Consider the following 22,093-nt stretch of genomic DNA (forward strand, 5'->3'; position numbering starts at 1 on the left):
GGGAGATCACGCATGCGCACTCTGGCCGTTCTCGCATTGGCGACGCTGACGCTGACGCTGGCGGGGGCCGGCCCGGTGGTCAGCCAGACGCCGACCCTGGAGCAGGCCCTGCGCCGCGCGCGCGAGGCCACGCCCCTGCCGCTGTCCCTGGCGCGGGATCAGGCCGACTGGCGCGCCAGCCACGATGAACTGCCCGAGGGCATGGATCCGGCGGACGACATCCAGTCGCGGATCGAGGATCTGACGATCCAGGCCGCGCGGGACGAGCGCCTCGGCGCCATGGTCTTCACGACGCCGCCGCTGCTGGGCCGTGAGTGCGTGGCGACCGGCCTGAAGGGCTGCAGCTCTCCCATGGGCGGCTATCTCGCGCTCCGGGACGGCGGCCTGCAGTGGCAGCTGCAGGAGGGGTTCACCGACGAGGACGGCATCTCCGGCGGCATCGTCTTCTTCGGCGACGCCGGCGCGGCGCGGATGGGGCCGACAGCGCCGATCGCCTGGAGTTTCGACGCAGCGCGCTTCGACGCCCCCGTCCTGCTCACCGGGCCGGAGTTCGACGGCGCCGCCTATATCGCCGTGCCCGGCATCCATGCGGGCTCGGGGGGCGGGAATGCGGACGTTCTGTTCCGCTGGGACTTTCCCGACAGCCGTCGCCTGACCCAGATCGACACCTGGAGCTGGTGGGATGATCTCGCCGAGCGGCTGCCCGAGGGGCTTGAGGTCTGGCAGGGTGTCCGTTTCGACTGGCCCAATATGATGGCGGTCACCCCGCTGTGGCAGGACGGCGACGGCAACTGCTGCGGCACCGCCGGCACGGCCATTCTGTCGTTCGAGATCGAGGGCGACCGTCTGCTGCTCTCCAACATCACGGTCCGCGACGCCGTCCTGGAGGGCGCTGCCCGCACGCCGACGGCGGTCTTCGACTATGCGAGCCGTCGACTCGGCTGCGACCATTTCGGGGGCGAGGAGGGCTATGACGCGGAACGCCGGGCACAGATCGCCGCGGCCGTCGCCGAGCTCAGTTGTGACGCGCTCGACGCCGAGGCTGCGGTGCTGAAACGCAGGCATGCCGACAGTCCGCGCCTGTTGGCCCTGATCACGCGCGCGGAGGCGGGGGGCGAGTAAGCGCCACCGTCTCGCCAAGGTCACGTTCTTCCGCTAGACGAGGCCATGACAGAAACGATGACAGCACAGGCGGCCCTGGACCGCCTCGAAACCCTCTACAATCAATCGGTCTCGAACCTGCGCAGCGCGGTGGGGACTTTCCTGCGGACCGGCGAGCGCGCCGATCCCGATGCGCGGGCCAGGGGCCTCTTCGCCTATCCGGAACTCCGGGTCAGCTGGTTCGGCGACCGGCCCCAGAACCTTGAAACCCGCGCCTACGCCCGTTTGTCGCGGACCGGCGTCTATTCAACGACCATCACCCGCCCCGACCTGTTCCGCCCCTATCTGACGGAGCAACTCAGCCTGCTGCAGGCCGACTATGGCGCGACCTTCGACGTCGGACCGTCGCAGCAGGAGATTCCGTTCCCCTATGTGATGGACGGCTCGGACGTGGCCCTGGACCGCAGCCAGACGGCCGCCGTCGCCCGCTATTTCCCGACCACCGACCTGGCCCATATCGGCGACGAGATCTCCGACGGCATGTTCGATCTGGGCAAGGACTTCCCGCTGGCCCAGTTCGACGGCCTGCGCACCGACTTCTCCCTGGCCCGACTCCGCCACTACACGGGCACCCCGGTCGAGGACGTCCAGAGCTACATCCTGTTCACCAACTACAATCGCTACGTCGATGAGTTCGTGCGCTGGGCCTGCGCCCAGTTGCAGGATCCGGACAGCCCCTATGAAAAACTGGTCTGCGCCGGCGGCATTGTGATCACCCGCGACACGCCCAGCCCCGAGACGGCGGCCATGGACGCGGCCTGGAAGAAGCACCAGATGCCGGCCTATCACCTGACGGCGCCGGGCTGGAACGGCATCACCCTGGTCAACATCGGCGTCGGACCGTCCAACGCCAAGACCATCTGCGACCACCTGGCCGTCACCCGTCCCCACGCCTGGATGATGATCGGCCACTGCGGCGGCCTGCGGCCCAGCCAGAGCATCGGCGACTACGTCCTGGCCCACGCCTATCTGCGCGACGACCATGTGCTCGACGCGGTCCTGCCGCCGGACATCCCCATCCCGAGCATCGCCGAGGTCCAGCGCGCCCTCTATGACGCGGCCAAGATCGTCTCCGGCGCGCCGGGCGAGGAGGTCAAACGGCGCCTGCGCACCGGAACGGTGGTCACCACCGACGACCGGAACTGGGAGCTGCGCTATTCGAAGTCGGCCCTGCGCTTCAACCAGAGCCGGGCCGTGGCCATCGACATGGAATCCGCCACCATCGCGGCCCAGGGCTACCGCTTCCGGGTCCCTTACGGCACCCTGCTGTGCGTCTCGGACAAGCCCCTGCACGGCGAGATCAAACTGCCGGGCCAGGCCAACCGCTTCTATGAGGGGTCGATCTCCGAGCATCTGCAGATCGGCATCCACGCCATCGACCTGCTGCGCGCCGAGGGCTCCCGCCTGCACTCCCGCAAGCTGCGGGCCTTCGACGAGCCGCCGTTCAGGTAGGTTTTTTCAGCCGCTTCGCATTGTCCACGGCGGTGCGGTGGATCGGGCGCATGGCGTCGGCCTGACCCTTCAGCATGGCGCTGTTCAGGGTCAGCATCTGCGCCGCCGCCCGGCTCCACCAGCCGACGGCGTAACTGTACTGCGCCTGCATCGCCGCCGCGGGGGTCGCGGCCGCAGCGATCGAGGTCGCGGCCTTCGAGGCGTGCTCCGCCTCGGTCATGACGCCCGAGCCCAGACGCCCGCCGATATCCCCGAAGGTCTTCGCCATGGCCGATGCGGAGGCCGACAGCGCCTCGACCTTCTCCGAGCTCATCAACGACAGTTCCGTCAGGTCGATCTTGCGCGGATCGGCCATGCCGGCGGCCATGATCTCCAGCCGGGCGTTGATGACGTCGCCCGCGGCCTTCATCATCTCGCCGCCGGACAGGGCCGTACTGGTCGCCCGCGCGCCGTCGCGGGTCAGGCGGCGGCCGGTCTTGATGGCTTTTTCGAACTCGGTCATGCCGCAGCCTTGGGCCGGTTTCAGACCTCGGGCAAGACCTCGTTGGAGAAGTCGGCGACATCCTTGAGCAGGGCGGGAACCGCGGCCTCGATGATGGTCCGTCCGTGCTCCGGGCTGGCCTGGGCCGGGTCCGAGCCGATCCGGCCGTCCGGGAAGCGGGCGCGATAGTCCAGGGCGTCGCGGATCGGCCCTGTCGGCGCGATCTGCGGGCTGTAGTCGGCCGTCTTGATGTGGTCCGGATAGGCCGCCTGGGTCACGGCGATCTCGGACGGGGTGGCGTGCATGCCGTGGCCCGTCGGGAAGATGCGGTTGCACAGGCTGTTGACCCCCGGCAGGTCCCACCAGTTCTTCAGCTTCAGCACGAAGGGCGGCTGCTCCTCGACGAAACTCCACTCGGCGTAGATTTCCGCAAAGGTCGCCTCGATGGTGGCGACATTGCCGCCGTGCCCGTTGAGGAAATAGATCCGCTCGAAGCCGTGCCGGCTCAGCGACGACACCCAGTCGGTGATCGCGGCCATGAAGGTCGAGGGGCGCAGGCTGATGGTGCCGGCGAAGGCCAGGTGGTGCTGGGCCATGCCGATGTTGAAGGTCGGGGCGACGACGAGGCTTGCGTCCTGCTTCTCGGCGGCGTGGGCGATGATCTCGGGGCACATCCAGTCTGTGCCCAGCAGGCCGGTCGGGCCATGCTGCTCGTTCGAGCCGATCGGCACGACCACCGTCTTCGTGGTTTTCAGTGCGGCGTCGATCTCGGGCCAGGACGACAGATGGATCAGCATGACGGGGACTCCGGGACGATCTGCGCGGTCTAGGCCGATTGGCGCCCCAGGCCAACAGTCACGGGGAGATACCAGCGGTACTTGACCGTAGCCCCGCGCGGGTCTCCACATACGGCCAAGCTGACCGGAGAACACCATGAAGCGCCTCGCCGCCCGTTTCGCCCAGCCCGCCAGTCTGATGATCCTGAGCTGCACCATCCTGTTCGGCCTGCCGTTCGCCGTCGGTCTGCTGGGCATGATCATCGGCGCCGCGGCCCTGTTCATTCCTACGTCCTGGGAGGCCTGACGCCCTCCCGGTAAGGACCTGCGTCTGCTAACCGGTCGGGATGAAGCCGACCAAGGTCCGTCCCGGGGCCCGCCCGAAAGCCGCGCCCAAACGCCCCGCCGTCATGACCGGGGCGATGGTCCCCGTGCTGGGCTGGCCGCCCGACGATGACCGGGTCGAGGCGATCTTCGAGCGGCTGGCGCGGATCATGCCGGAGCCGAAGACCGAGCTCAGCTTCTCAAGCCCCTATACGCTGGTGGTCGCCGTCGCCCTCTCGGCCCAGGCCACCGACGTTTCGGTCAACAAGGCCACGGACAAACTGTTCGCCGTCGCCGACACGCCCGCGAAGATGCTGGAACTGGGGGAGGCGGGGCTGGTCCCCTATATCGCCTCCATCGGCCTGTATCGCGGCAAGGCGAAGAACGTCATCGCCCTGAGCCGGATCGTGCTGGAACAGCATGGCGGCGAGGTGCCGCTGAACCGCGCCGACCTCCAGGCGCTGCCCGGCGTCGGCCGCAAGACCGCCAGCGTGGTGCTCAACGAACTGGGCATCGAGGCCGCCATCGCCGTCGACACCCATGTGTTCCGCGTCTCCCACCGCCTCGGCCTCGCCAATGCCGCCACGCCGGACAAGGTCGAGGCACAGCTGTTCCGCGTCGTGCCCGAGCACTGGCTGCCCAAGGCCCACCACTGGCTGATCCTGCACGGCCGCTACACCTGTACGGCGCGGAAGCCGAAATGCGGAGGGTGTGTGATCAGCGACCTGTGTCCGTCCGGCCTGTTGTTGGGGGCAGGCTGACCACATGTCGCCGCCAAACGGCGCATCCGGGGGGGATGCTGCGGCGTAAATCAGAACAACAACCTCCAATCAAGGAGCCCTGATCATGCGTGTCGCCTTGTCCGCCGCCCTTTGTCTGTCGCTGGCTGCCGCCGCGGTCCCGGCCGCCTATGCTGCGCCGGCCCAGTTGTTTTACTCGACCAGCAACACCAGCATTCCGCCGTCGCAGAGCTTTCTGCTGGGCGGTGATCAGCGCCGTCCCTTGCGAGTGATCGGAACCAATACCGGTCCGGTTGCGGTTGATGTGGCGGCTGTAACCGCTTCGGGCGAGACCCTGATTGCGCGCGTGGCGCCGGGCGAGGGTTTCAACGCGGTCTTCCCGCGCGAGACGACGGCGCGGATCACCAACCTGTCGTCCGATGCTGTCGCGCGAGTACAGGTGCGTTTTTCGGCCGATACCTCGGCAGTCGGGATGCGCTACATCGGGCCCGGCGCGGGCACCGCCGACTAGACAGGGAGGCGCGCTCTCACCGCCTCCGCAAACCGTCTCCCGCCCTCCGGCGCCGATCCCAGGTAGAAGTCCGGCTCGATCAGCTCGGCCTCCATCAACAGCCAGCCGCCGTCGGCGTCCGGGGCCATGTCGATGCGGGCGTAGAGCAGGTCCTCGCCGATCGCCGCCAGCGTCTGTTCCGCCAGCGCCAGCGCGCCCGCCGGCGGCTCCGGCAGGGCGACATAGCCGCCGCCGTACTGGACCTGGACCCGGAACTCGCCCGGAACCGGCCGCTTGTTGACGACGTGGCTGAGCCGGCCGCCGAAGAAGAGCAGGGAGGTTTCGCCCTCGTTCTCGATGCTCGGCAGATAGGGCTGGATCATCGCCGGCCCCTCAGGCGCCCCGACCATGGGCTCGCCCCGCGCCAGCCGCAGCGTCTTGTAGGCCCCGCCCGAGACGCGCGGCTTGACCACGATCTGGTCGGCCCCGAACCGGTCGAAGGCGGCGTCGGCGTCCGCCTGTGTCGGCCCGTCGATCCAGACCGTGTCGGGCATGGCCACGCCCTGCTCCGCCAGCCGCCCCAGATAGGATTTGTCCGAATTCCAGCCCAGCACGGACGGCGGGTTCAACATCTTCACCCCCGCCGCTTCCCAGGTCGCGCAGGCCTGCATCCAGAGGGCGTGATCCCGGTGATAGCCCCACGCAATCAGCGGCAGGACCAGCGGAAACCGCGTCAGGCCCGAAGCGTCTTCGATGTGGTCCGTCCAGGCCGTCGGAACCGCCGTCAGCCCGGCCGTCGCGAGGGCCTCGGCCAGTCGCTCCAGCACCCCGGGCCACTGGCCGGCATAGGAGGAATCGGCGGCGTCGGGGGTCAGGACGGCGATCTCGGTCATGAGCGGCTCAGACCAGAAAGCCGCCCGGTCCGCAACATGGCTCTGCTTGTCCGTCCATAAGGGAAAACCGGCCCCCGACTGGCCATTCCGCCGCGCGCCCGCTATGGCCCCCGCTCATGACCCAAGCCCCCACCTACGACGTCTGCGCCGTCGGCAACGCCATCGTCGACGTCCTCGCCCCCTGCGATCCCGCCTTCCTGACGGCCCAGGGCCTGACCGCCGGCTCGATGCAGCTGGTCGATGCGCAACAGAGCGCCGCCCTCTACGCCGCCATGGCCGCGGGCGTTGAGGCCTCGGGCGGGTCGGCGGGCAATACGGTTGCCGGCGTCGGCAGCTTCGGCGGCCGTGCGGCCTATATCGGCAAGGTGGCCGACGACATGCTGGGCGGCGTCTTCACCCATGACATCCACGCCGTCGGCGTCCATTTCGAGACCCCGCCGCTGCACGACGGGGCCGCCATGGGCCTCGCCACCGGCGTCTGCATGATCAATGTCACGCCCGATGGCCAGCGCACCATGTGCACCTTCCTCGGCGCCGCCAACCAGCTTGAGGCCGCCGACATCGACGCGGACCTGATCGGCGCCTCGGCCATCGTCTATCTGGAAGGCTATCTGTTCGATCCGGCCCCGGCCCGCGTCGCCTTCGAGGCCGCCGCCGCCGCTGCCCACGCCGCCGGCCGCAAGGTCGCCATCACCCTGTCCGACACCTTCGTCGTCGCCCGCTGGCGCGCCGAACTGCTGGCCTTCATCGAGGCCTCGGCCGACATCGTCCTGGCCAATGAGGGCGAACTGGCCGCCCTGTTCGAAACGGACGACTTCGACGCCGGCGCATCGCGGCTTGCGTCAATGGTTGACGTCGCCGCCATCACCCGCGGAGAATCCGGTTCGGTGGTCGTCTCGGGCGATCAACGCGTCGCCATCGCCGTCGTCCCCGTCGACAAGGTGGTCGACACCACCGGCGCCGGCGACCAGTACGCCGCCGGCTTCCTGCTCGGCCTCGCCCGCGGCCTGTCGCTGGAAGATGCCGGCAAGCTGGGGTCGTTGGCGGCCGCCGAAGTCATCGCCCACTGGGGTCCGCGGCCGATGACGTCGCTGGAGAAGCTGGCGAAGGATGCGGGGCTGACGCTGGAGTAGTGGTTAGTGGCTAGTGGCTAGTGGTGGGTGCCAGGAGCCACCAACCACTAGCCACTAACCACTCAGTTCCTCCGGATCGTCACATACAGCGCACCGTCCCCGCCATGATGGCGGGCAGCCGAGGCGAACCCCGACACGACCCCGCGCAGGGCCGGGCCCTGCAGCCATTCGTGCACCGAGGCGCGGATGACGCCCGTGCCGCCGCGCCGGCCCTGTCCCGTTACGACCAGCACCGAGCGATAGCCGCGCGCCTGGGCTCCGATCAGGAAGGCCGTGAGGGCGTCCTGGGCCTGGAAGCGGCCATAGCCGTGCAGGTCGATCCTGGCCTCGATCGGATCCCGCTCGCGCGACAGCCGCCGCTGGCGGCGCGGTTCCAATTCCTCGGGATGGCCCCGGGGACGGGCGGGCGCAGAAACGACGGGGGAATACGGGGTCGGGACCGCGCGTGGCTTCGCCGGCCCCCGGGGCAGGGGCGCGGCGGGGGGATCGACCACGGCGGCGCCCGGGGTGACCAGGGCCGCCTTCTTCGGCCTGCGGGGGGTGACCGATCCGGCGACGCGGGCCCAGATGCGGCGGTCGTCGGGGCTCAGGTCGTCGCGGCGGCTCATGTCGTGCCGGGGGCGTTCCCGTCCGGATCCTCGTCCGAGCCGACGTCCTGCGGCCCCGGCGTCTGAACCAGCAGGTCGCCCGGCTGGCAGTTCAGTTCACGGCACAGCGCGTCCAGGGTGGTGAAGCGGATCGCCCGCGCCTTGCCGGTCTTGAGGATCGACAGATTGGCCAGGGTCACGCCGACGCGGTCGGCCAGTTCGGTCAACGACATGCGCCGTTCGAGGAGAATGCGGTCAAGCTGTACGCGGATGGCCATGGGGGATGCTCTAACTCAACACGCTCAGATCGTCAGTTCAGATTCGCGCCGCAGCCGGGCGCCTTCGCGGAAGACTTCGGCCAGGACGAAGACGACCAGCACGGAAAAGGCGGGGGTGACCAGGTCGAACAGGCTGGGCGGCTCCAGGGCGCCGCGCACCAGCCGCGAGACCAGGGTCTGGCCGATCCAGGCGCCCCCGGTCACCGTGGCCAAGGTCAGGCCGATCTGTTTCAGCCGGCTGACGTTGGCGGGCTGGAAAGGGTCGCCGATGCGCAGCGAGTGGACGATGCGGCGCAGGTGGCGAAGGATCAGGGCGAAACCGGCGAAATAGCCCGCGAAGGCGCCGACCCCGAACAGGAAATAGGCGCGCGGAACGGGCACGCTGGTGCCGCCGTCTTCCGAGGTCGCGATCAGGTCAAGCGGACCCATCGGAACGAAGGCGATGAACAGAAAGATGAGGATGGCGCCGAGCGTGAGCAGCGCCAGGATCCAGAAGGCGGCCCCGAGGGCGACGCCGAGAAGGCTGGACATGGATCCGGGACCGAGGGCCGGAAGGGCCGGGGTCCGGACGAAAGGCACGCGGATCCCGATCGAAGACGACTTCGGGAAGCGCATTGGTCGACCTTTCTGGATCAGGGGGCCGGTCGGCGGGGCGAGGATGCCGCGCGGGGTCCGGCGAACCCACACGCGGTCTTATTCATCGCGATTGTCATGCCGATCGTCAAAGCTCCTGTGAGACTTTTCCGTGTGGCCTGCCGCCCTTCGGGCTATTTGAGGCCGGACTGTCAGGCTGATCGCCGTTCTGGCCAAGCGTGGCCAGAACGAAATCAGAAGCTCTGGACCAGGGTGGCGACCAGGGCGGTCGGCAGGGCGGCGAGCAGGAAGGCGTTGAGGATGCCGTGGCCGACCTTCTCGATGAAGTTGGTAGCGCTCATGGTGTTCATAGTCGTTCTCCGTTGGACCTGAGTGAGGATGTTTTCACCCTCGTTATGTTGTTCCGCTGCATCGATCTTGCCGGTATTGGCCCGATCGGGGAACGTCGCGGCGTCCGTCCTTGAAGACATAGATAGGCCGTGCTCTGAGAAAAGGCACGTTACATATCGTTTAACGATATTAAACTTTGGCAATGGATTGTTTCGGAGCGCGTGATCGGGATGAAACTGAAGCTTATCAAGGGGATGCGGCTGGTCGTCGCGACCCATAATCCCGGCAAGGCCGTCGAGATCGATGCGCTTCTGGGCGGACATTACGCGGTGGTCACCGCCGCCAGCCTGAATCTGCCCGAACCGGACGAGACCGAGAGCACATTTGTCGGCAACGCCCTGCTGAAAGCGCGCCATGCGGCCGACCGTTCGGGCGAGGTCGCCCTCGCCGATGACTCCGGCCTGTCGGTTGCGGCGCTGGACGGGGCGCCGGGCATATTCTCCGCGCGCTGGGCCGGACCCGACAAGGATTTCGCCTTCGCCATGCGCCGCGTCGAGGAGCGGCTGGAGGAGACCGGCTCATCCGACCGCCGCGCCTGGTTCACCTCGGCCCTCGCCGTGGCCTGGCCCGACGGACCGGCCGTGGTGGTCGAGGGGCGGGTCGACGGCCAGCTGACCTTCCCCCCGCGCGGAGACCGCGGCTTCGGCTACGATCCCATCTTCATCCCTGACGGCCGCGACCAGACCTTCGGCGAGCTTGACCCGGCGCTGAAGGATTCCATCAGCCATCGGGCCGCAGCGTTTGCGAAGCTGAAGGCGGCTTTGATGGAGTGAGTGGCGAGTGATTAGTGGTTAGTGGGTAGTGATTGCCGCATCTCTGCCAGCGGAAGGGCGGCGCCGCCCGCGCTGTCGCACAGCTGCTGGCCAGCCACGAACCACTAACCACCAATCACCGACGGCCCCCATGCCCTCCGTCCCAGACCCCGCCACCGACCTCGCCCTCTACGTCCACTGGCCCTACTGCGCCCGCATCTGCCCCTATTGCGACTTCAATGTCGTGCGGGACCGGGGCCGGGTCGAGGAACAGGCCGGTCTCGTCGCCGCCATCCTTGCCGACATGGAGGCGCAGGCCGAACTGACCGGTCCGCGCCGGCTGGCCTCGATCTTCTTCGGCGGCGGCACCCCCTCCCTGATGGCGCCCCACGCCGTGGCCGCCGTCATCGACCGCGCCCGGATCCTGTTCCCGCCGCGAGGCCCGATCGAGATCACGCTCGAGGCCAATCCCACCGACGCCGAGGCGGCCCGGTTCGCGGCCCTGGGCGAGGCCGGGGTCAACCGCCTGTCCATGGGGGTGCAGGCGCTGGACGACGCGGCCCTGGCCTTCCTGGGCCGCAACCATTCGGCGGACGAGGCCCGCCGCGCCGTCGCCGTCGCCGCCCGCGCCTTTCCCCGCCTGTCCATCGACCTGATCTACGCGAGGCCGGACCAGACCATCGCCGGCTGGCGCGCCGAACTGACCGGGGCCATCGACATGGGCTTCGAACACGTCTCACCGTATCAGCTGACCATAGAGCCCACGACCGCCTTCGGCCGCGCCGTCGCCCGCGGCGCCTGGGCCCCGCCGGATGAGGACTTGTCCGCCGCCCTCTATGAGGCCACCCAGACCGTTCTCGAGGCCGCCGGCTTCGACGCCTATGAGGTCTCCAACCACGCGCGGGGCGAGGCAGCCCGGTCGGCCCACAATCTCCACGTCTGGCGCGGCGGCGACTATCTGGGCGTCGGGCCGGGGGCGCATGGGCGGCTGACGCTGGCCGGCGCACGGACGGCGACCGTCGCGCACAGGGGTATCGGGGCCTATGTCGCCGGAGTCGCGGCGGGGTCGCCCTGGAGCGAGCGGGCGGCGCAGTCGGATCGGGACGCGGCCGAGGAGAAGGTGTTGCTGGGCCTTCGCACGGTCGAGGGCGTGGCGCTCATCGATCTGGCGGTGCTGGGCCGGACGGCTGAGGCCGAACCGCTGGCCGGGTTGATCGGAGATGGCTTCCTCGAAACCGAAACAGGCCGCCTCAGGGCCACGGCGGCCGGCCGGCCTGTACTGGACGGGGTGCTGAAGGCCCTGCTGGTCTGACGCTCAGCGGCTGCGACGCCGCACATGCCGCGCCGACAGGCCGGCGATATCCGGCACGCCGGCCAGGGCCAGGGTCCGCTCGAACTCCTCGTGCAGAAGGGTCAGGGCCCGGTCCACGCCGCGCTCGCCGCCCGCCGCCAGACCGTACAGATACGGCCGGCCGACCGAACAGGCCGTCGCCCCCAGCGCCAGCGCCTTGACCACGTCCGAGCCGCACCGCACCCCGCCGTCGCAGATGATCTCCGGCCCGTCGCCGAGCGCCTCGCGCACCGCGGCGATCTGGTCGACCGGCGCCGGGGCTCCGTCCAGCTGCCGCCCGCCGTGGTTGGAGATCATCACCCCGCTGGCGCCCGAACCGACGGCGCGCCTGGCGTCCTCCGGCGTCATCAGCCCCTTGATCGACAGCGGCCCGCCCCATTCGGCGGCCAGCCATTCAACGTCCCGCCAGGTCAGGGACCGGTCGAACTGCCCGCCGATATAGTCGAACAGGGACATGGATCCCGACGCCAGGGCGTCCACGCGATGGCTGACGTTGGCGAAGTCGAATTTCGATCCGGTCAGCGCCGGCAGCGACCAGCCCGGATGCAGGGCGAATTCCATCATCGAACGCAGGGTGAGTTTCGGCGGCAGGGAAAGGCCGCTGCGTCGGTCCCTCAACCGGTTGCCCGCAACCGGCGTGTCCACGGTCAGGATCAGGCCGTGCCAGCCCGCCGCCTTGCATCGCGCGACAAACTCCCGCGTCAGCCCCCGGTCGCGGAAGATATAGATCTGGAAGACCAGCGGGGCCGGAGAGGCCAGGTCCTCGATCCGCGTCGTGCCCATGGTCGACAGGCTGTACGGCAGCCCGTGCCGCGCCGCCGCCCGCGCCACGGCCGGCTCGGCCTGCGCATGGAACATCCGCGTCAGCCCTGTCGGCGACAGCAGCAGCGGCCAGGCCGCCGCCTGGCCGAACAGGGTCGTCCCGGTCCGGATCGCCGAAACATCGGTGAGGACGTCGGGCACGATCTCATAGTCGTCGAAGGCCGAGGCGTTTCGCCCCAGCGACAGCTCCGCGCCCGCCCCGCCGTCCATATAGTCGAAGATCGGCCGCGGAAGGCGGCGGCGGGCCATGGTCCGCAGATCCGAAATCTCGTGCGCCCTCGCCAGCCGCGCCGCCGTCATGCGCCGGGGCTCCCGCCGTCAGGCGAAGAGGGGAGGTCGGATGCGAGGGGTCGGCGGGTGCTCACGCCCCGATAGGTACAGCCAAAGCCTCTGCCGGGTCGAGGGTCGGTGTGCGCCTAGAACGCCCGCGTCAGCGACAGCGTCGCCTGGCTGTAGTCATAGCCCTGGCCCGAGGCGACCGGGGCGCTGCTGTGCAGGACGGTCGCCTTCACATGCCAGTCGCGGCTGATCGGCGGGCTGGTGACCGAGGCCTCGAAATGCCGCGCCGACCGCCAGTCGGAACCGGCTTCACGCTGGGCGCCCAGACCCACCGCCGCCTGATAGCGCCAGCCGCCGTGGAACCGCTGAATCTGCACCACCGGCAGAACCTCGACGTACCATTCGGGTGAGAAATAGTCGGCCTCGGCCGGGACGCTGTTGTGGAAATACCGGGTCCGCAGCTGGACGCTCAGGCCCCACTCCGGCCTGACCACATGGATGGCGCGGGCCCGCAGGTGGGTGCGGATGTTCTCGCCGTCGAAATCCTGAACCCCGACCAGCGCCGTCAGGGTGTTGCGCTCATCGACCGGCAGGTCGAAGGCCGCCCCGGCGAAGGTGGAATAGAGGTCCTGATCCAGCCCCTGCGCCGTCTCGAGGCGGTCCCGCTCGATGAAATACTCCTGCCGGATGCGGTCGTCATTGTGAACGCTCAGCGAGCCGAGGACGGTCTCGCCATTGGTCCCGACCATGCCGTTCCACGACCAGTCCTCGCCGGGTCGCGCGAACCGGTAGTAGAGCCGCTGCTCCTCGAGGGCCGGACCGGTCGCCGGCGAGAAGCGCGCCGCCTCCAGCCGGACGCCCTGATAGTCGGTGGGGTCCCGATAGAGCCAGTCGGCACTCACGCCGGCCTTCACCGTTTCCGCCCCGTCCGCGTCGGTGGAGACCAACAGGTCGGCGCCGACGGCCTGCCAGTAGGGGATTTCCTGGGCGGCGGCGGCAGGGGCGAGAGCAAGCGCGATCGCCGCCAGCATCATCGCGATGATGCGGTTCATTTCGTACCCCAGTTCTTTCTCAGGCCGGCCAATTCAGCGAAATAGCCGCCGACGCAGACCGGTTGCATCAGCAGGCTGTAGGCGAAGACATAGAAGAGGAAGCCGTCGGCATTGGCCCGGACCCGCATCCCCTGGGCGCGGAACATCTTCCGCTGCACCCGATAGATGAACCCGTTCCAGACGGCCGCCAGCGGCAGGACCAGCAGCGTCAACGGCCCGGCGATCCAGTAGAGGCCGAACAGCGCCAGAATGAGCCCCGGTATGAAGGCGAAGGTGTAGACGAGGTCCAGCGGCAGGAAGAACAGGTTCCACCAGATGAACAGGGTGGAGAGCCGCCATTTGAACAGCAGCGGCCAATGCGCCTTGAACGCCTCGATCAGGCCGCGCGACCAGCGGCGGCGCTGCCGGGCGAACTGTTTGAATTCGTGCGGCACATTGGTGAACACGAGCGCGTCCTCGGCATAGCCGACGCGATAGCCCGCCTTCAGCAGGGCCCAGGTGACGACGATGTCCTCGCCGACGCAGGGCGGCCAGCCCCCGACCGCGTCAAGGCCCCGCCGGGTGTAGAGCGAGAAGGCGCCCTGGGCGACCAGGGTGCCGTGGTACATGCTCTGCATGCGTTTGACGGCGGCGATGCCGTGGAAATAGTCCCACTCCTGGGCGCGGGTCAGGATGTTGCGGCGCGAGTTGCGGACCAGCACGGCGCCGGCGACCGCCTCGGTGCCCGGCGGATCGGCCAGCAGCCGCTCGACGATCCGGCGCAGCGCGTCGGGCCGCAGCCAGCAGTCGCCGTCCACGGTGGCGACCAGATCGTGCGTCGCGAACGCCAGCCCCCGGTTCAGCACCGTCGACTTGCCGGCGTTGACCTCGAAATTCATCAGCCGGAACGCGCCACGCGAACGGGCCTTGTGCCGCCCGACCGCCCGCGCCGCGACAAGGGCGGTGTCGTCGTCCGAACCGTCATTCAGCACGATGATCTCGAACCGTCCGGGATAGTCCTGACGGGCCAGACTGTTCAGCGTGTCCCCGATGTTGAGCGCTTCGTTGAAGCAGGCCACCAGTATGGTCACCGGCGGATAGACCGCCGGCGGCGCGTGCGGCGGCCTTCGATCCAGAATGATCGTGCCAATCATGAAGGCGTTCATGAAGCCGGGCACATAGGCGATGAAGCCGATGATGATCAGGGCCATCGGCCAGGACACGATGTCGGCGAGGTCCGCGAGCCAGCGCAGCGACAGAACAATGCTCAGCGCCGCCCATGCGATGGCGAAACACAGGGCCAGCGTGAATTTGGCATGGACAGGTATGTATAGAAACCGGCGTTCATGCAACGCGGGCGTAATAGCCACGCTTGAGTGGCGAGCAAGGTCGTGCTCATGCCAAGGGTTGGCGGAAACAAGACTTGAAGAACGCTGTAACTTACTGATACGCCGGAACCAAAATACACGGTTCGGCTGAAACAGCCCCGTCTATAGTGATTACCAATGCTTTACGGCGAGATTCGATCCGGGCTGAGGTTGTCCGAGAGTTTGAATCGACCCCGGCATTGAGCCCGCTGTCGCTCGATCAGGGGCCGGCGATGTGCGGGGCCGGACGGTAACCAAACATTCTCGAGTTGGGCCTAGCTAGGCTGTATGCCGAACGCCAGCCCGCGCGCCATCCTCGACAACGACCCGATTGACCGGCTCATCGTGATGGCAGCGGCGATGCTCGACGCGCCCATCGCCGCCGTGGCGGTGGACATCGGTGGAACGCGCGTACTTCGGTCGCTACGCGATGGACTGATCACCGAACGCGCGGGTTCCGAGTGCGGCGAAGTCTCGCTCGACATGGGGTCCGACGGCACGCTCGTCATTCCCGACCTGACCGCCGACTCCCGGACCGCGGGGAATGAGTTCGTGCGGGGGCCGGCCGCTTGCCGCTTCTACGCGGGCGCGTCCATCATGGATGAGACAGGCCACCGCATCGGCTCGCTCTGCGTCCTCGACACGGTGGTGCGCAGCGCCCCCTCCGCGGACCTGATGCGCCTGCTGCGGATGTTGGCCGAACAGGCCGCCAGCGCGGTGACCCAGCTGAACCTCATGCGGGCCCAGGAGGAACGGACCGAACTGCTTCGGCTCGGCGAGAGCCTGCTCGGGCTTGGTCACTGGCGGCTCGATTTCCTGACGGGGCAGCTCACCTGGTCCGACGAAGTCTATCGCATTCATGGCCTGGACCGGGCGACCTTTGATCCAGGGCTCGACGACGCCCTGGCCGCCTATCACCCTGACGACCGGCCTGTGATTGTGGGTCATGTCGAGAGGGCCCGCGCCACGGGCGAGGGATTCGAGTGCCGGCTCCGGCTGCTGCGACCGGACGGCGGCCTTCGGCTGACCCAGTCCACCGGACGATGCCTTGCCGGCGAAGACGGGAAACCCGTCGCCCTTTTCGGTGTCTTCCAGGACATTACGGACCGCGATCTCGCCGACCAGCGTCTGAAGGACAGCGAAGAGCGCTTCCGCCTGATGGCGTCCAATGTGTCCGATATCGTCGCGACCTACGGCGTCGACGGGGTCTTCACCTACCTGTCGCCCTCATTGTTTGCGGCGCTGGGCTACCGGCCCGAGGAGTTTGTGGGCCGGTCGGTCAATGATCTGATCCATCCGGACGACGTCTCCCGCACATGGGCGGCTTTCGCCAGATATCTGGCCGCCCCGGCCGGGACGCCGGCGCCGAGAATCCCCTATCGCGCGATCGGCAAGGATGGCGCGATCCGCTGGTTTGAGGCCCATCCCACCGTAATCCGGGATGAGGCGGGACGCCCCGTCGAGATTCAGGACCTCGTTCGCGACGTCACGGCGGCGAAGGATCTGGAACAGACCCTGATGAAGGCGCGCGAAGAAGCCGAGCGCGCCACAAAGGCGAAGTCCGACTTCCTCGCCAATATGAGCCATGAAATCAGGACGCCGCTGACCGCCATCCTCGGCTTCTCCTCCCTGCTGACTGGCCGCGACGACATCCCGGACGACGCTCGCGTCCATGTCGACCGCATCGGAAGGGCCGGCCAGGCGCTCCTGTCCATCGTCAATGACGTCCTCGACTTCTCCAAGCTTGAGGCCGGTCAGTACGAGTTGAGGGCCGAAGCCTGCGACCCGCTCGAGGTTTGTCACGAAGCCTTGCTCATGTTCGCGCCGCTCGCTGCGGAGAAGGGCCTGTCGCTTGACTTCAGCCAGATCGGCGACCTTCCCGCGCACGTCGAGCTTGATCCGCACAAACTGCGTCAGATTCTGCTGAACCTGGTCGGCAATGCCATCAAGTTTACGGATGCCGGCTCGGTCGCCATGACGATTCGCCATGACGTCGACCGGGCCGCCCTCTCCGTTTCGGTGCGCGACACCGGCGCCGGCATGGATGAGCAGCAATGCGCCCGGTTGTTCCAGCGCTTCTCCCAGGTGGATGCCTCCTCGACCCGCAAACACGGCGGCACCGGCCTCGGTCTGGCGATCTGCAAGGGGCTTTCCGAGGCGATGGGCGGCGGGATATCGGTCACGTCACAGCCCGGTCTGGGATCGACCTTTTCGTTCACCGTTCTGGCTCCGCCGACGCAAGGGGTCTCGACGGCGACCCCCCAGGATTGCGTCCAGGCTCTCGACCTGGATGGCCTCAGGCTCCTGGTTGTGGACGACAACCCCGCCAACCGCGAGATCGTGTCCGCCCTCACCGGCAGGCTGGGCGTGGAGGTGTCCGAGGCGGCCAGCGGGCAGGAAGCCATCTCCCTGGCAAGTCATCAGCCTTTCGACGTCATCCTGATGGATCTGCGCATGCCGGGCATGGGCGGCGACGAGGCCGCCCGATCAATACGGAGCCGGCCAGGACCCAACCAGTCGATTCCCATCCTTGGTTTCTCGGCCGACTCCCCGGGCGAGTTCGAAGGTCGGACGGATTTTGACGGGCTGGTCGCCAAGCCCATAGTCCTGTCGGAACTGATCCAGGCGATCGTTCTCAGTCTCCACGGACAGCCGCCCGCTTCGCTTGATGCGGCTGGAGCGGCTTAGTGGCCAGGTCGCGAATCCTGGTGGTCGACGACGACCCGTTGATCATTGACCTGCTCGTCACGCGTCTTGAGCTGGCGGGATATCAGGTCGTCGCTGCGCGCGACGGCCACGAAGCGCTCAAACGGGTTTCAGACTTCCATCCGCACGCCATGATCCTCGATGTGAACATGCCGGGCCTGGACGGGTTCGGCGTCCTTCGGCACCTTAAATCCACGGGCCGGATCATGACCCTGCCCGTGATGATCCTCACGGCCCGCTACCAGGCCAGCGACGTGCAGGAAGCGGTCGCGCTCGGCGCCAAGGACTTTCTGGCCAAGCCTTTCAAGGACAATCAGTTGTTCCTGAGGGTGGAGCGCCTTCTTCGATCGACGACGCGTCCACTGGATGATGTCGCCTTCATCTAGGCCCGCCAGCCCGGCGCCGTTCGCCGTCGGGACACATGCGCTGTTCAGGCTCAGTCGCGTCGCCACGGCTTTTGACATCGCCATCCAGCAAGTCCGGCCTGCCCGCGGGGGACCAAGGGCGTTTCCCGCTTGATGGCGATCCCCTATGTCGGCCCCATGGACATGATCGACTTTCGCCGGGCCCGATCTTCGGACCTCCCGGCCATCATCGCCCTGCTTGCCGATGACCCTCTGGGCGCGGAGCGGGAAGACCTCGGCCCGCCGCTCCTTCTCGCCTATGGCGCGGCGTTCGCGGCCATCGAGTCAGACCCCAACCAGCTCCTCGCGGTGGTTACCGACAATGAGCGGGTCATCGGAACCCTGCAGATCACCTTCATCCAGGGCCTCTCCCGAAAGGGCGGCCTGCGCGGCCAGATAGAGGCGGTCCGCATCGCCGCCGACCGCCGCGGCGCCGGACTGGGCCGCCGCGCCTTTGACTGGGCCATCGCGGAATGCCGCGCGCGCGGCTGCTGTCTGGTCCAACTCACGACGGACCGCGGCCGCTCGGAGGCGCACCGTTTCTACGACCAGCTCGGCTTCGTCGCGAGCCACCTCGGCTACAAGAAGCCGCTCTGACGCCGGAACCCGCCACTCCCGCCCCCGATCTTCCATCCCTTTCGCACCCCCGACCGTGCCTTCCCGCCCCGCAACCGTCGCCAGCGCGACGCGCGTTTTCCCGGCGCCGTCCCCCGCCGTGATAAAATGGGCGGCTCGGGACTGAAAACCCGCCGCTACGGTCTTTGACATCGCCATCCAACGGGTCCGGCTCGCCCGAACGGCTCCCCAACCCGCGCAATTTCCTCCCGGCAGCGTCCGCCGCCGAGGGTCGAGAGTATCGCTTTTCGGCATTTTTTCGGGGGTTGCCCGTCGCCCGCTCCAGCGGCCCGCCCTTGAGCCGGACCGCCCCCGCTGGCACGGTCCCGCCGATGCCTGATCCGTCCGTCTTCCCCCCGACCGCCCCGCCGCCGCGCCCTGTCGCGTCCGGCCTTTATCTGGTGGCGACGCCGATCGGGAACCTGCGGGACATGACGCTGCGCGCGCTCGATGTGCTCGCCGCCGCCGATCTGGTATTGGCCGAGGACACCCGCGTCACCGCCAAACTGCTTTCGGCCTACGGGCTGAAGGCGAGGCTGGAGCGGTGCGACGACCATGCCTCGGCGCGGGCCGCCGAGGGCGCGATCGAGCGGCTGCGCGCGGGCGAGGTCGTCGCCCTCGTCTCCGACGCCGGCACGCCGATGGTCAATGACCCGGGCTATGTCGTCGCCCGGGCGGTGATCGCGGCGGGCCTGCCGGTCCATCCCATCCCCGGCCCGTCCAGCCTGCTGGCCGCCCTCTGCATCGCCGGCCTGCCCGCCGACCGGGTGCTGTTCGCCGGCTTCCTGCCCGCAAAATCCGGCGCTCGCCGCGCGGCGCTGGAAGAGGTCCGCACCGCCCGCCAGACCCTGGTCTTCTTTGAGAGCGGCCCCCGCCTCGCCGACAGCCTGGCCGACATGGCCGCCGTGCTGGGACCCCGCCCCGCCGCCGTCGCCCGCGAGCTGACCAAGATGTACGAGGAGTGCGTCCGCGGTTCGCTCGCCGACCTGGCCGTCGACCCCCGCTGTCAGGGACCCAAGGGCGAGATCGTCATCGTCGTCGCCCCGGGCGAAATGGAGGTCGCCTCGGAGGCCGACGCCGACGCGGCCCTCGCCGAAGCCATGACCCGGCTGCCGCCCGGCGAGGCGGCGGCCGAGGTGTCGAAGGCCCTGAACCTGCCGCGCAAGCCGCTCTACAAGCGGGCGCTGGAGATGCAGGGCCGGTGAGCCGGATGCGGCCCCCGACGAAGGTCAGGGCCCCCAAGGTCGCGCGGGCCAAGCGCAGTTGGCGCGTCGCCCTCGGGGCGGTCTCGCACCGGCTCGGCCACCGCTCGGAATGGCTGGCCGCGGCGCTGCTGATGGCCACGGGCTATCAGGTCCTAGGCTTCCGCCTGAAGACCCGCGCCGGCGAGATCGACATCCTCGCCCGCCGCGGCAAGGTGCTGGCCGTGGTCGAGGTCAAGCGCCGCGCCACGCTGGAGGCGGCGCTCACCGCCCTCGGCCCGGACCAGTACGATCGCCTCCTCTCCGCCGGTCGGTCGGTGTTGCGCCAAAGACCCAGCCTGGCCGGGCATGTGTTGCGAATCGATATGGTGGCGCTGGCTCCCGGCCGGTTTCCGCGCCATCGTCGCGGGGTTGTCGCCTTCGGGAGGGGCGCCGCATGACCCGCGATGAAGCGATCGAGGTTCTGACGGAAGCCGGACAGGCCGGGGACGAGGCGTTTCCTCTGCTGGAAGCCGCCATCGCCTGCGCCATCCACGACCAGCCGTTTCGCGACCCCCAGCCGGTCCGGACCCTCGCTGCCCACGCCACCGAACGGCTGGCGGAACGGGTTGCAGGCAAGGAAAGCCCCGACGAGGCCCTGACCGAGACCCTGGCCTCGGACCTGCGTCTCAACGGCGACCTGCTCAACCACGACAGCCCGGCCAATACGGATGTGATCGACGTGGCCGAAACCCGCCGGGGCCTGTCCGGCGCACTGTCGATCTTCTATCTCGACGCGGCTCGTCAGGCGGGCGTGAAGGCCCAGGGCGTCGACTTCCCGGGCCATTTCCTGCTGCGGGTCGAGACCCCCGAAGGCCCGGTCGCCCTCGACCCCTTCAGCCAGGGCCGGCTGGTCCTGCCGTCGGAACTGACGCGGCGGGCCTTGCGGGCCGGGCTGACGCCCCACGTCGCCGACCGGCTGGACGTGCTGATGGCCCCGGTGAGCGACCGCCAGGCCCTGATCCGGCTCCAGAACGTCCTGTTCAGTCGGGCCATCCGCGCGGCGGACTATGAAGGGGCCGAGCGCTCGGCCCTGCGCCGCGCCCTGCTGGACCCCGACGACCACCGCCCCTGGCTGGACGTCGCCGCCGCGCGCGAGAAACAGGGCTCCCTCGCCGGCGCGCTCGAAGCCCTGGCCCGGGCCCGCACAGTCGACGATCCTATGGAGGTCACCCGCCAGATGTCGGTGGACCGGGTGCGGCTCCAGCTGAACTAGACTTGCGCCGCCGCCCCCCGCTGCCCATTAGCCAAGGTCCGAACGCTTGGAAGGACAGGGCATGCTCAGAGTCGCGATCCAGATGGACCCCGTCGAGGCGGTCAACATCGAGTCCGACACCACCTGGCTGATGATGACCACGGCCCAGGAACGGGGGCACACCCAATGGGTCTATGACGTCCGCACCCTGGCGCTGGAGGACGGCCGGCTCTTCTGCCGCGCCCGGCCGGTGACCCTCCGCCAGACCCAGGGCGACCACGTCACCCTCGGCGACGAGGTAAAACTGGACCTCGGTGAGGATGTCGACGTCATCCTGATGCGTCAGGACCCGCCCTTCGACATGGCCTATGTCACCTCGACCTATCTGCTCGAGACCGTGCATCCGAAGACGCTGGTGGTGAATGATCCCGCCGAGGTCCGGTCCGCGCCCGAAAAGCTGCTGGTGACGAAATTCCCCGGCCTGACTCCGCCCACCCTGATCAGTTCCGACCCGGTCGCCCTGGTCGATTTCCATGAACGCCACGGCGATGTGGTGCTGAAGCCCCTGCACGGCGCGGCCGGCTCGGGCGTGGTCAAGCTGAAGGCCGGCGATCCCAATCTCGAGGCCCTGGTCGAGATCCACATGACCGGCAGTCGTGATCCACTGGTGATCCAGAAATTCATCCCGGCGGTCTCGAAGGGCGACAAGCGGATCATCCTGATCGACGGCGAGCCGGTGGGGGCCATCAACCGCATCCCGGCCAAGGACCAGGTCCGCTCCAACCTGCGCGTCGGCGGCACCGCCGCCCCGGTCGAACTGACGGAGCGCGACCGCGACATCTGCGCCGCCATCGGCCCGGAGCTGAGGGCGCGCGGCCTGATCTTCGTTGGCATCGATGTAATCGGCGACTACCTCACTGAGATCAACGTCACCTCGCCGACCGGGGCCCAACAGCTCAAACGCTTCACGGGCGTCGATGCCTCGGCCCTGATGTGGGACGTGATCGAGCGGAAGCGGGCGGGCTGACGCC

Annotated in this window: 24 protein-coding genes; 15 read left to right on the plus strand and 9 right to left on the minus strand. The window is 68.5% G+C overall.

The genetic code is table 11. The annotated features are described in order from the left end of the window. Positions 1-12 precede the first annotated feature (12 nt). Positions 13-1,122: a hypothetical protein gene (locus tag B3E43_RS15620; protein ID WP_292031149.1), complete on the plus strand. Its 1,110-nt coding sequence runs from the start codon at positions 13-15 to the stop codon at positions 1,120-1,122. 45 nt (positions 1,123-1,167) lie between these two features. Continuing rightward, positions 1,168-2,613, plus strand: a complete 1,446-nt coding sequence (locus B3E43_RS15625) for an AMP nucleosidase (RefSeq protein ID WP_292031151.1) — start codon at positions 1,168-1,170, stop codon at positions 2,611-2,613. On the opposite strand, the gene B3E43_RS15630 is transcribed toward B3E43_RS15625, so the two are convergent. Both B3E43_RS15630 and B3E43_RS15635 read right to left on the minus strand, forming a co-directional pair. Continuing rightward, positions 2,606-3,115, minus strand: coding sequence for a phasin family protein (locus B3E43_RS15630; RefSeq protein WP_292031153.1), 510 nt, complete (start codon positions 3,113-3,115; stop codon positions 2,606-2,608). The two genes, B3E43_RS15625 and B3E43_RS15630, sit on opposite strands and share 8 nt — an antisense overlap. A gap of 20 nt (positions 3,116-3,135) precedes the next feature. Beyond that, a complete protein-coding gene (locus tag B3E43_RS15635; protein WP_292031155.1) occupies positions 3,136-3,891 on the minus strand; it encodes a creatininase family protein in 756 nt (251 codons plus the stop codon). A gap of 136 nt (positions 3,892-4,027) precedes the next feature. On the opposite strand from B3E43_RS15635, the gene B3E43_RS15640 reads away from it, so the two are divergent. The 3 genes from B3E43_RS15640 to B3E43_RS15650 all read left to right on the plus strand — a co-directional run bounded on the left by B3E43_RS15640 (position 4,028) and on the right by B3E43_RS15650 (position 5,445). Next, positions 4,028-4,177 (plus strand): hypothetical protein, encoded by a 150-nt coding sequence (locus B3E43_RS15640; RefSeq protein ID WP_292031157.1) that lies wholly within the window; start codon positions 4,028-4,030, stop codon positions 4,175-4,177. Positions 4,178-4,217: 40 nt separating this feature from the next. Next, complete coding sequence (nth, locus tag B3E43_RS15645) at positions 4,218-4,955, plus strand: endonuclease III (protein WP_414631367.1); 738 nt, start codon at positions 4,218-4,220, stop codon at positions 4,953-4,955. Positions 4,956-5,052: 97 nt separating this feature from the next. Beyond that, complete coding sequence (locus B3E43_RS15650) at positions 5,053-5,445, plus strand: hypothetical protein (protein WP_292031160.1); 393 nt, start codon at positions 5,053-5,055, stop codon at positions 5,443-5,445. Here the strand turns inward: B3E43_RS15650 and B3E43_RS15655 are convergent. After that, positions 5,442-6,317 (minus strand): ATP-grasp domain-containing protein, encoded by an 876-nt coding sequence (locus tag B3E43_RS15655; RefSeq protein ID WP_292031162.1) that lies wholly within the window; start codon positions 6,315-6,317, stop codon positions 5,442-5,444. The two genes, B3E43_RS15650 and B3E43_RS15655, sit on opposite strands and share 4 nt — an antisense overlap. Positions 6,318-6,433: 116 nt before the next feature. On the opposite strand from B3E43_RS15655, the gene B3E43_RS15660 reads away from it, so the two are divergent. Beyond that, positions 6,434-7,450: an adenosine kinase gene (locus B3E43_RS15660; protein ID WP_292031163.1), complete on the plus strand. Its 1,017-nt coding sequence runs from the start codon at positions 6,434-6,436 to the stop codon at positions 7,448-7,450. A gap of 62 nt (positions 7,451-7,512) precedes the next feature. Here the strand turns inward: B3E43_RS15660 and B3E43_RS15665 are convergent, their stop codons facing one another. From B3E43_RS15665 to B3E43_RS15675, 3 genes are read right to left on the minus strand one after another with little or no spacing between them, the layout of a single operon-like run. Next, on the minus strand, positions 7,513-8,058 hold the full coding sequence (locus B3E43_RS15665) for a Smr/MutS family protein (RefSeq protein ID WP_292031165.1): 546 nt from the start codon (positions 8,056-8,058) through the stop codon (positions 7,513-7,515). Further along, a complete protein-coding gene (locus tag B3E43_RS15670) occupies positions 8,055-8,315 on the minus strand; it encodes a helix-turn-helix domain-containing protein (RefSeq protein WP_292031167.1) in 261 nt (86 codons plus the stop codon). The genes B3E43_RS15665 and B3E43_RS15670 overlap by 4 nt, the downstream gene beginning before the upstream one ends. A 24-nt stretch (positions 8,316-8,339) precedes the next feature. Continuing rightward, positions 8,340-8,846 (minus strand): DUF2975 domain-containing protein, encoded by a 507-nt coding sequence (locus B3E43_RS15675; RefSeq protein WP_292031169.1) that lies wholly within the window; start codon positions 8,844-8,846, stop codon positions 8,340-8,342. 623 nt (positions 8,847-9,469) lie between these two features. Here B3E43_RS15675 and rdgB point away from each other — a divergent pair. Together rdgB and hemW are read left to right on the plus strand one after the other, a co-directional pair. After that, positions 9,470-10,072: an RdgB/HAM1 family non-canonical purine NTP pyrophosphatase gene (gene rdgB, locus B3E43_RS15680; RefSeq protein ID WP_292031171.1), complete on the plus strand. Its 603-nt coding sequence runs from the start codon at positions 9,470-9,472 to the stop codon at positions 10,070-10,072. Positions 10,073-10,202: 130 nt separating this feature from the next. Then, positions 10,203-11,363: a radical SAM family heme chaperone HemW gene (gene hemW, locus B3E43_RS15685; protein WP_292031173.1), complete on the plus strand. Its 1,161-nt coding sequence runs from the start codon at positions 10,203-10,205 to the stop codon at positions 11,361-11,363. A gap of 3 nt (positions 11,364-11,366) precedes the next feature. On the opposite strand, the gene B3E43_RS15690 is transcribed toward hemW, so the two are convergent. The 3 genes from B3E43_RS15690 to B3E43_RS15700 form a co-directional block, all read right to left on the minus strand. Then, entirely contained in the window at positions 11,367-12,524 is a 1,158-nt protein-coding gene (locus tag B3E43_RS15690; RefSeq protein WP_292031175.1) for an alpha-hydroxy acid oxidase, read from the minus strand. A 116-nt stretch (positions 12,525-12,640) separates the two neighbouring features. Beyond that, complete coding sequence (locus B3E43_RS15695; protein WP_292031177.1) at positions 12,641-13,555, minus strand: hypothetical protein; 915 nt, start codon at positions 13,553-13,555, stop codon at positions 12,641-12,643. Then, positions 13,552-14,904: a glycosyltransferase gene (locus tag B3E43_RS15700; RefSeq protein ID WP_292031178.1), complete on the minus strand. Its 1,353-nt coding sequence runs from the start codon at positions 14,902-14,904 to the stop codon at positions 13,552-13,554. The genes B3E43_RS15695 and B3E43_RS15700 overlap by 4 nt, the downstream gene beginning before the upstream one ends. Before the next feature lie 285 nt (positions 14,905-15,189). Between B3E43_RS15700 and B3E43_RS15705 the strand changes: the two genes are divergently transcribed. The 7 genes from B3E43_RS15705 (at position 15,190) to gshB (ending at position 22,089) form a co-directional block, all read left to right on the plus strand. Continuing rightward, the gene (locus tag B3E43_RS15705; protein ID WP_292031179.1) at positions 15,190-17,589 is read left to right on the plus strand and encodes a PAS domain-containing protein; all 2,400 of its coding nucleotides are present in this window, start codon (positions 15,190-15,192) and stop codon (positions 17,587-17,589) included. Between the two features lie 20 nt (positions 17,590-17,609). Continuing rightward, a complete protein-coding gene (locus B3E43_RS15710) occupies positions 17,610-17,993 on the plus strand; it encodes a response regulator transcription factor (protein ID WP_292031181.1) in 384 nt (127 codons plus the stop codon). A gap of 132 nt (positions 17,994-18,125) precedes the next feature. After that, positions 18,126-18,608 (plus strand): GNAT family N-acetyltransferase, encoded by a 483-nt coding sequence (locus B3E43_RS15715; RefSeq protein ID WP_292031183.1) that lies wholly within the window; start codon positions 18,126-18,128, stop codon positions 18,606-18,608. A 350-nt stretch (positions 18,609-18,958) separates the two neighbouring features. Further along, positions 18,959-19,831, plus strand: a complete 873-nt coding sequence (gene rsmI / locus B3E43_RS15720) for a 16S rRNA (cytidine(1402)-2'-O)-methyltransferase (protein ID WP_292031186.1) — start codon at positions 18,959-18,961, stop codon at positions 19,829-19,831. Positions 19,832-19,836: 5 nt separating this feature from the next. Next, complete coding sequence (locus tag B3E43_RS15725) at positions 19,837-20,268, plus strand: YraN family protein (RefSeq protein WP_292031188.1); 432 nt, start codon at positions 19,837-19,839, stop codon at positions 20,266-20,268. Further along, positions 20,265-21,083 (plus strand): SirB1 family protein, encoded by an 819-nt coding sequence (locus B3E43_RS15730; RefSeq protein WP_292031191.1) that lies wholly within the window; start codon positions 20,265-20,267, stop codon positions 21,081-21,083. The genes B3E43_RS15725 and B3E43_RS15730 overlap by 4 nt, the downstream gene beginning before the upstream one ends. 61 nt (positions 21,084-21,144) lie before the next feature. Continuing rightward, positions 21,145-22,089, plus strand: a complete 945-nt coding sequence (gshB, locus tag B3E43_RS15735) for a glutathione synthase (RefSeq protein WP_292031193.1) — start codon at positions 21,145-21,147, stop codon at positions 22,087-22,089. Positions 22,090-22,093: the final 4 nt, after the last annotated feature.

Source organism: Brevundimonas sp. UBA2416 (genome assembly GCF_002343105.1).
Taxonomy (GTDB): Bacteria; Pseudomonadota; Alphaproteobacteria; order Caulobacterales; family Caulobacteraceae; genus Brevundimonas.

Excerpts from the sequence above, each read along its gene's own strand:
- B3E43_RS15620 (WP_292031149.1), top strand. The coding sequence starts at position 13 with ATGCGCACTCTGGCCGTTCTCGCATTGGCGACGCTGACGCTGACGCTG.
- B3E43_RS15625 (WP_292031151.1), top strand. The coding sequence starts at position 1,168 with ATGACAGAAACGATGACAGCACAGGCGGCCCTGGACCGCCTCGAAACC.
- B3E43_RS15630 (WP_292031153.1), bottom strand. The coding sequence starts at position 3,115 with ATGACCGAGTTCGAAAAAGCCATCAAGACCGGCCGCCGCCTGACCCGC.
- B3E43_RS15635 (WP_292031155.1), bottom strand. The coding sequence starts at position 3,891 with ATGCTGATCCATCTGTCGTCCTGGCCCGAGATCGACGCCGCACTGAAA.
- B3E43_RS15640 (WP_292031157.1), top strand. The coding sequence starts at position 4,028 with ATGAAGCGCCTCGCCGCCCGTTTCGCCCAGCCCGCCAGTCTGATGATC.
- nth (WP_414631367.1), top strand. The coding sequence starts at position 4,218 with ATGAAGCCGACCAAGGTCCGTCCCGGGGCCCGCCCGAAAGCCGCGCCC.
- B3E43_RS15655 (WP_292031162.1), bottom strand. The coding sequence starts at position 6,317 with ATGACCGAGATCGCCGTCCTGACCCCCGACGCCGCCGATTCCTCCTAT.
- B3E43_RS15660 (WP_292031163.1), top strand. The coding sequence starts at position 6,434 with ATGACCCAAGCCCCCACCTACGACGTCTGCGCCGTCGGCAACGCCATC.
- B3E43_RS15665 (WP_292031165.1), bottom strand. The coding sequence starts at position 8,058 with ATGAGCCGCCGCGACGACCTGAGCCCCGACGACCGCCGCATCTGGGCC.
- B3E43_RS15670 (WP_292031167.1), bottom strand. The coding sequence starts at position 8,315 with ATGGCCATCCGCGTACAGCTTGACCGCATTCTCCTCGAACGGCGCATG.
- B3E43_RS15675 (WP_292031169.1), bottom strand. The coding sequence starts at position 8,846 with ATGTCCAGCCTTCTCGGCGTCGCCCTCGGGGCCGCCTTCTGGATCCTG.
- rdgB (WP_292031171.1), top strand. The coding sequence starts at position 9,470 with ATGAAACTGAAGCTTATCAAGGGGATGCGGCTGGTCGTCGCGACCCAT.
- hemW (WP_292031173.1), top strand. The coding sequence starts at position 10,203 with ATGCCCTCCGTCCCAGACCCCGCCACCGACCTCGCCCTCTACGTCCAC.
- B3E43_RS15690 (WP_292031175.1), bottom strand. The coding sequence starts at position 12,524 with ATGACGGCGGCGCGGCTGGCGAGGGCGCACGAGATTTCGGATCTGCGG.
- B3E43_RS15695 (WP_292031177.1), bottom strand. The coding sequence starts at position 13,555 with ATGAACCGCATCATCGCGATGATGCTGGCGGCGATCGCGCTTGCTCTC.
- B3E43_RS15705 (WP_292031179.1), top strand. The coding sequence starts at position 15,190 with ATGCCGAACGCCAGCCCGCGCGCCATCCTCGACAACGACCCGATTGAC.
- B3E43_RS15715 (WP_292031183.1), top strand. The coding sequence starts at position 18,126 with ATGGCGATCCCCTATGTCGGCCCCATGGACATGATCGACTTTCGCCGG.
- rsmI (WP_292031186.1), top strand. The coding sequence starts at position 18,959 with ATGCCTGATCCGTCCGTCTTCCCCCCGACCGCCCCGCCGCCGCGCCCT.
- B3E43_RS15725 (WP_292031188.1), top strand. The coding sequence starts at position 19,837 with ATGCGGCCCCCGACGAAGGTCAGGGCCCCCAAGGTCGCGCGGGCCAAG.
- B3E43_RS15730 (WP_292031191.1), top strand. The coding sequence starts at position 20,265 with ATGACCCGCGATGAAGCGATCGAGGTTCTGACGGAAGCCGGACAGGCC.
- gshB (WP_292031193.1), top strand. The coding sequence starts at position 21,145 with ATGCTCAGAGTCGCGATCCAGATGGACCCCGTCGAGGCGGTCAACATC.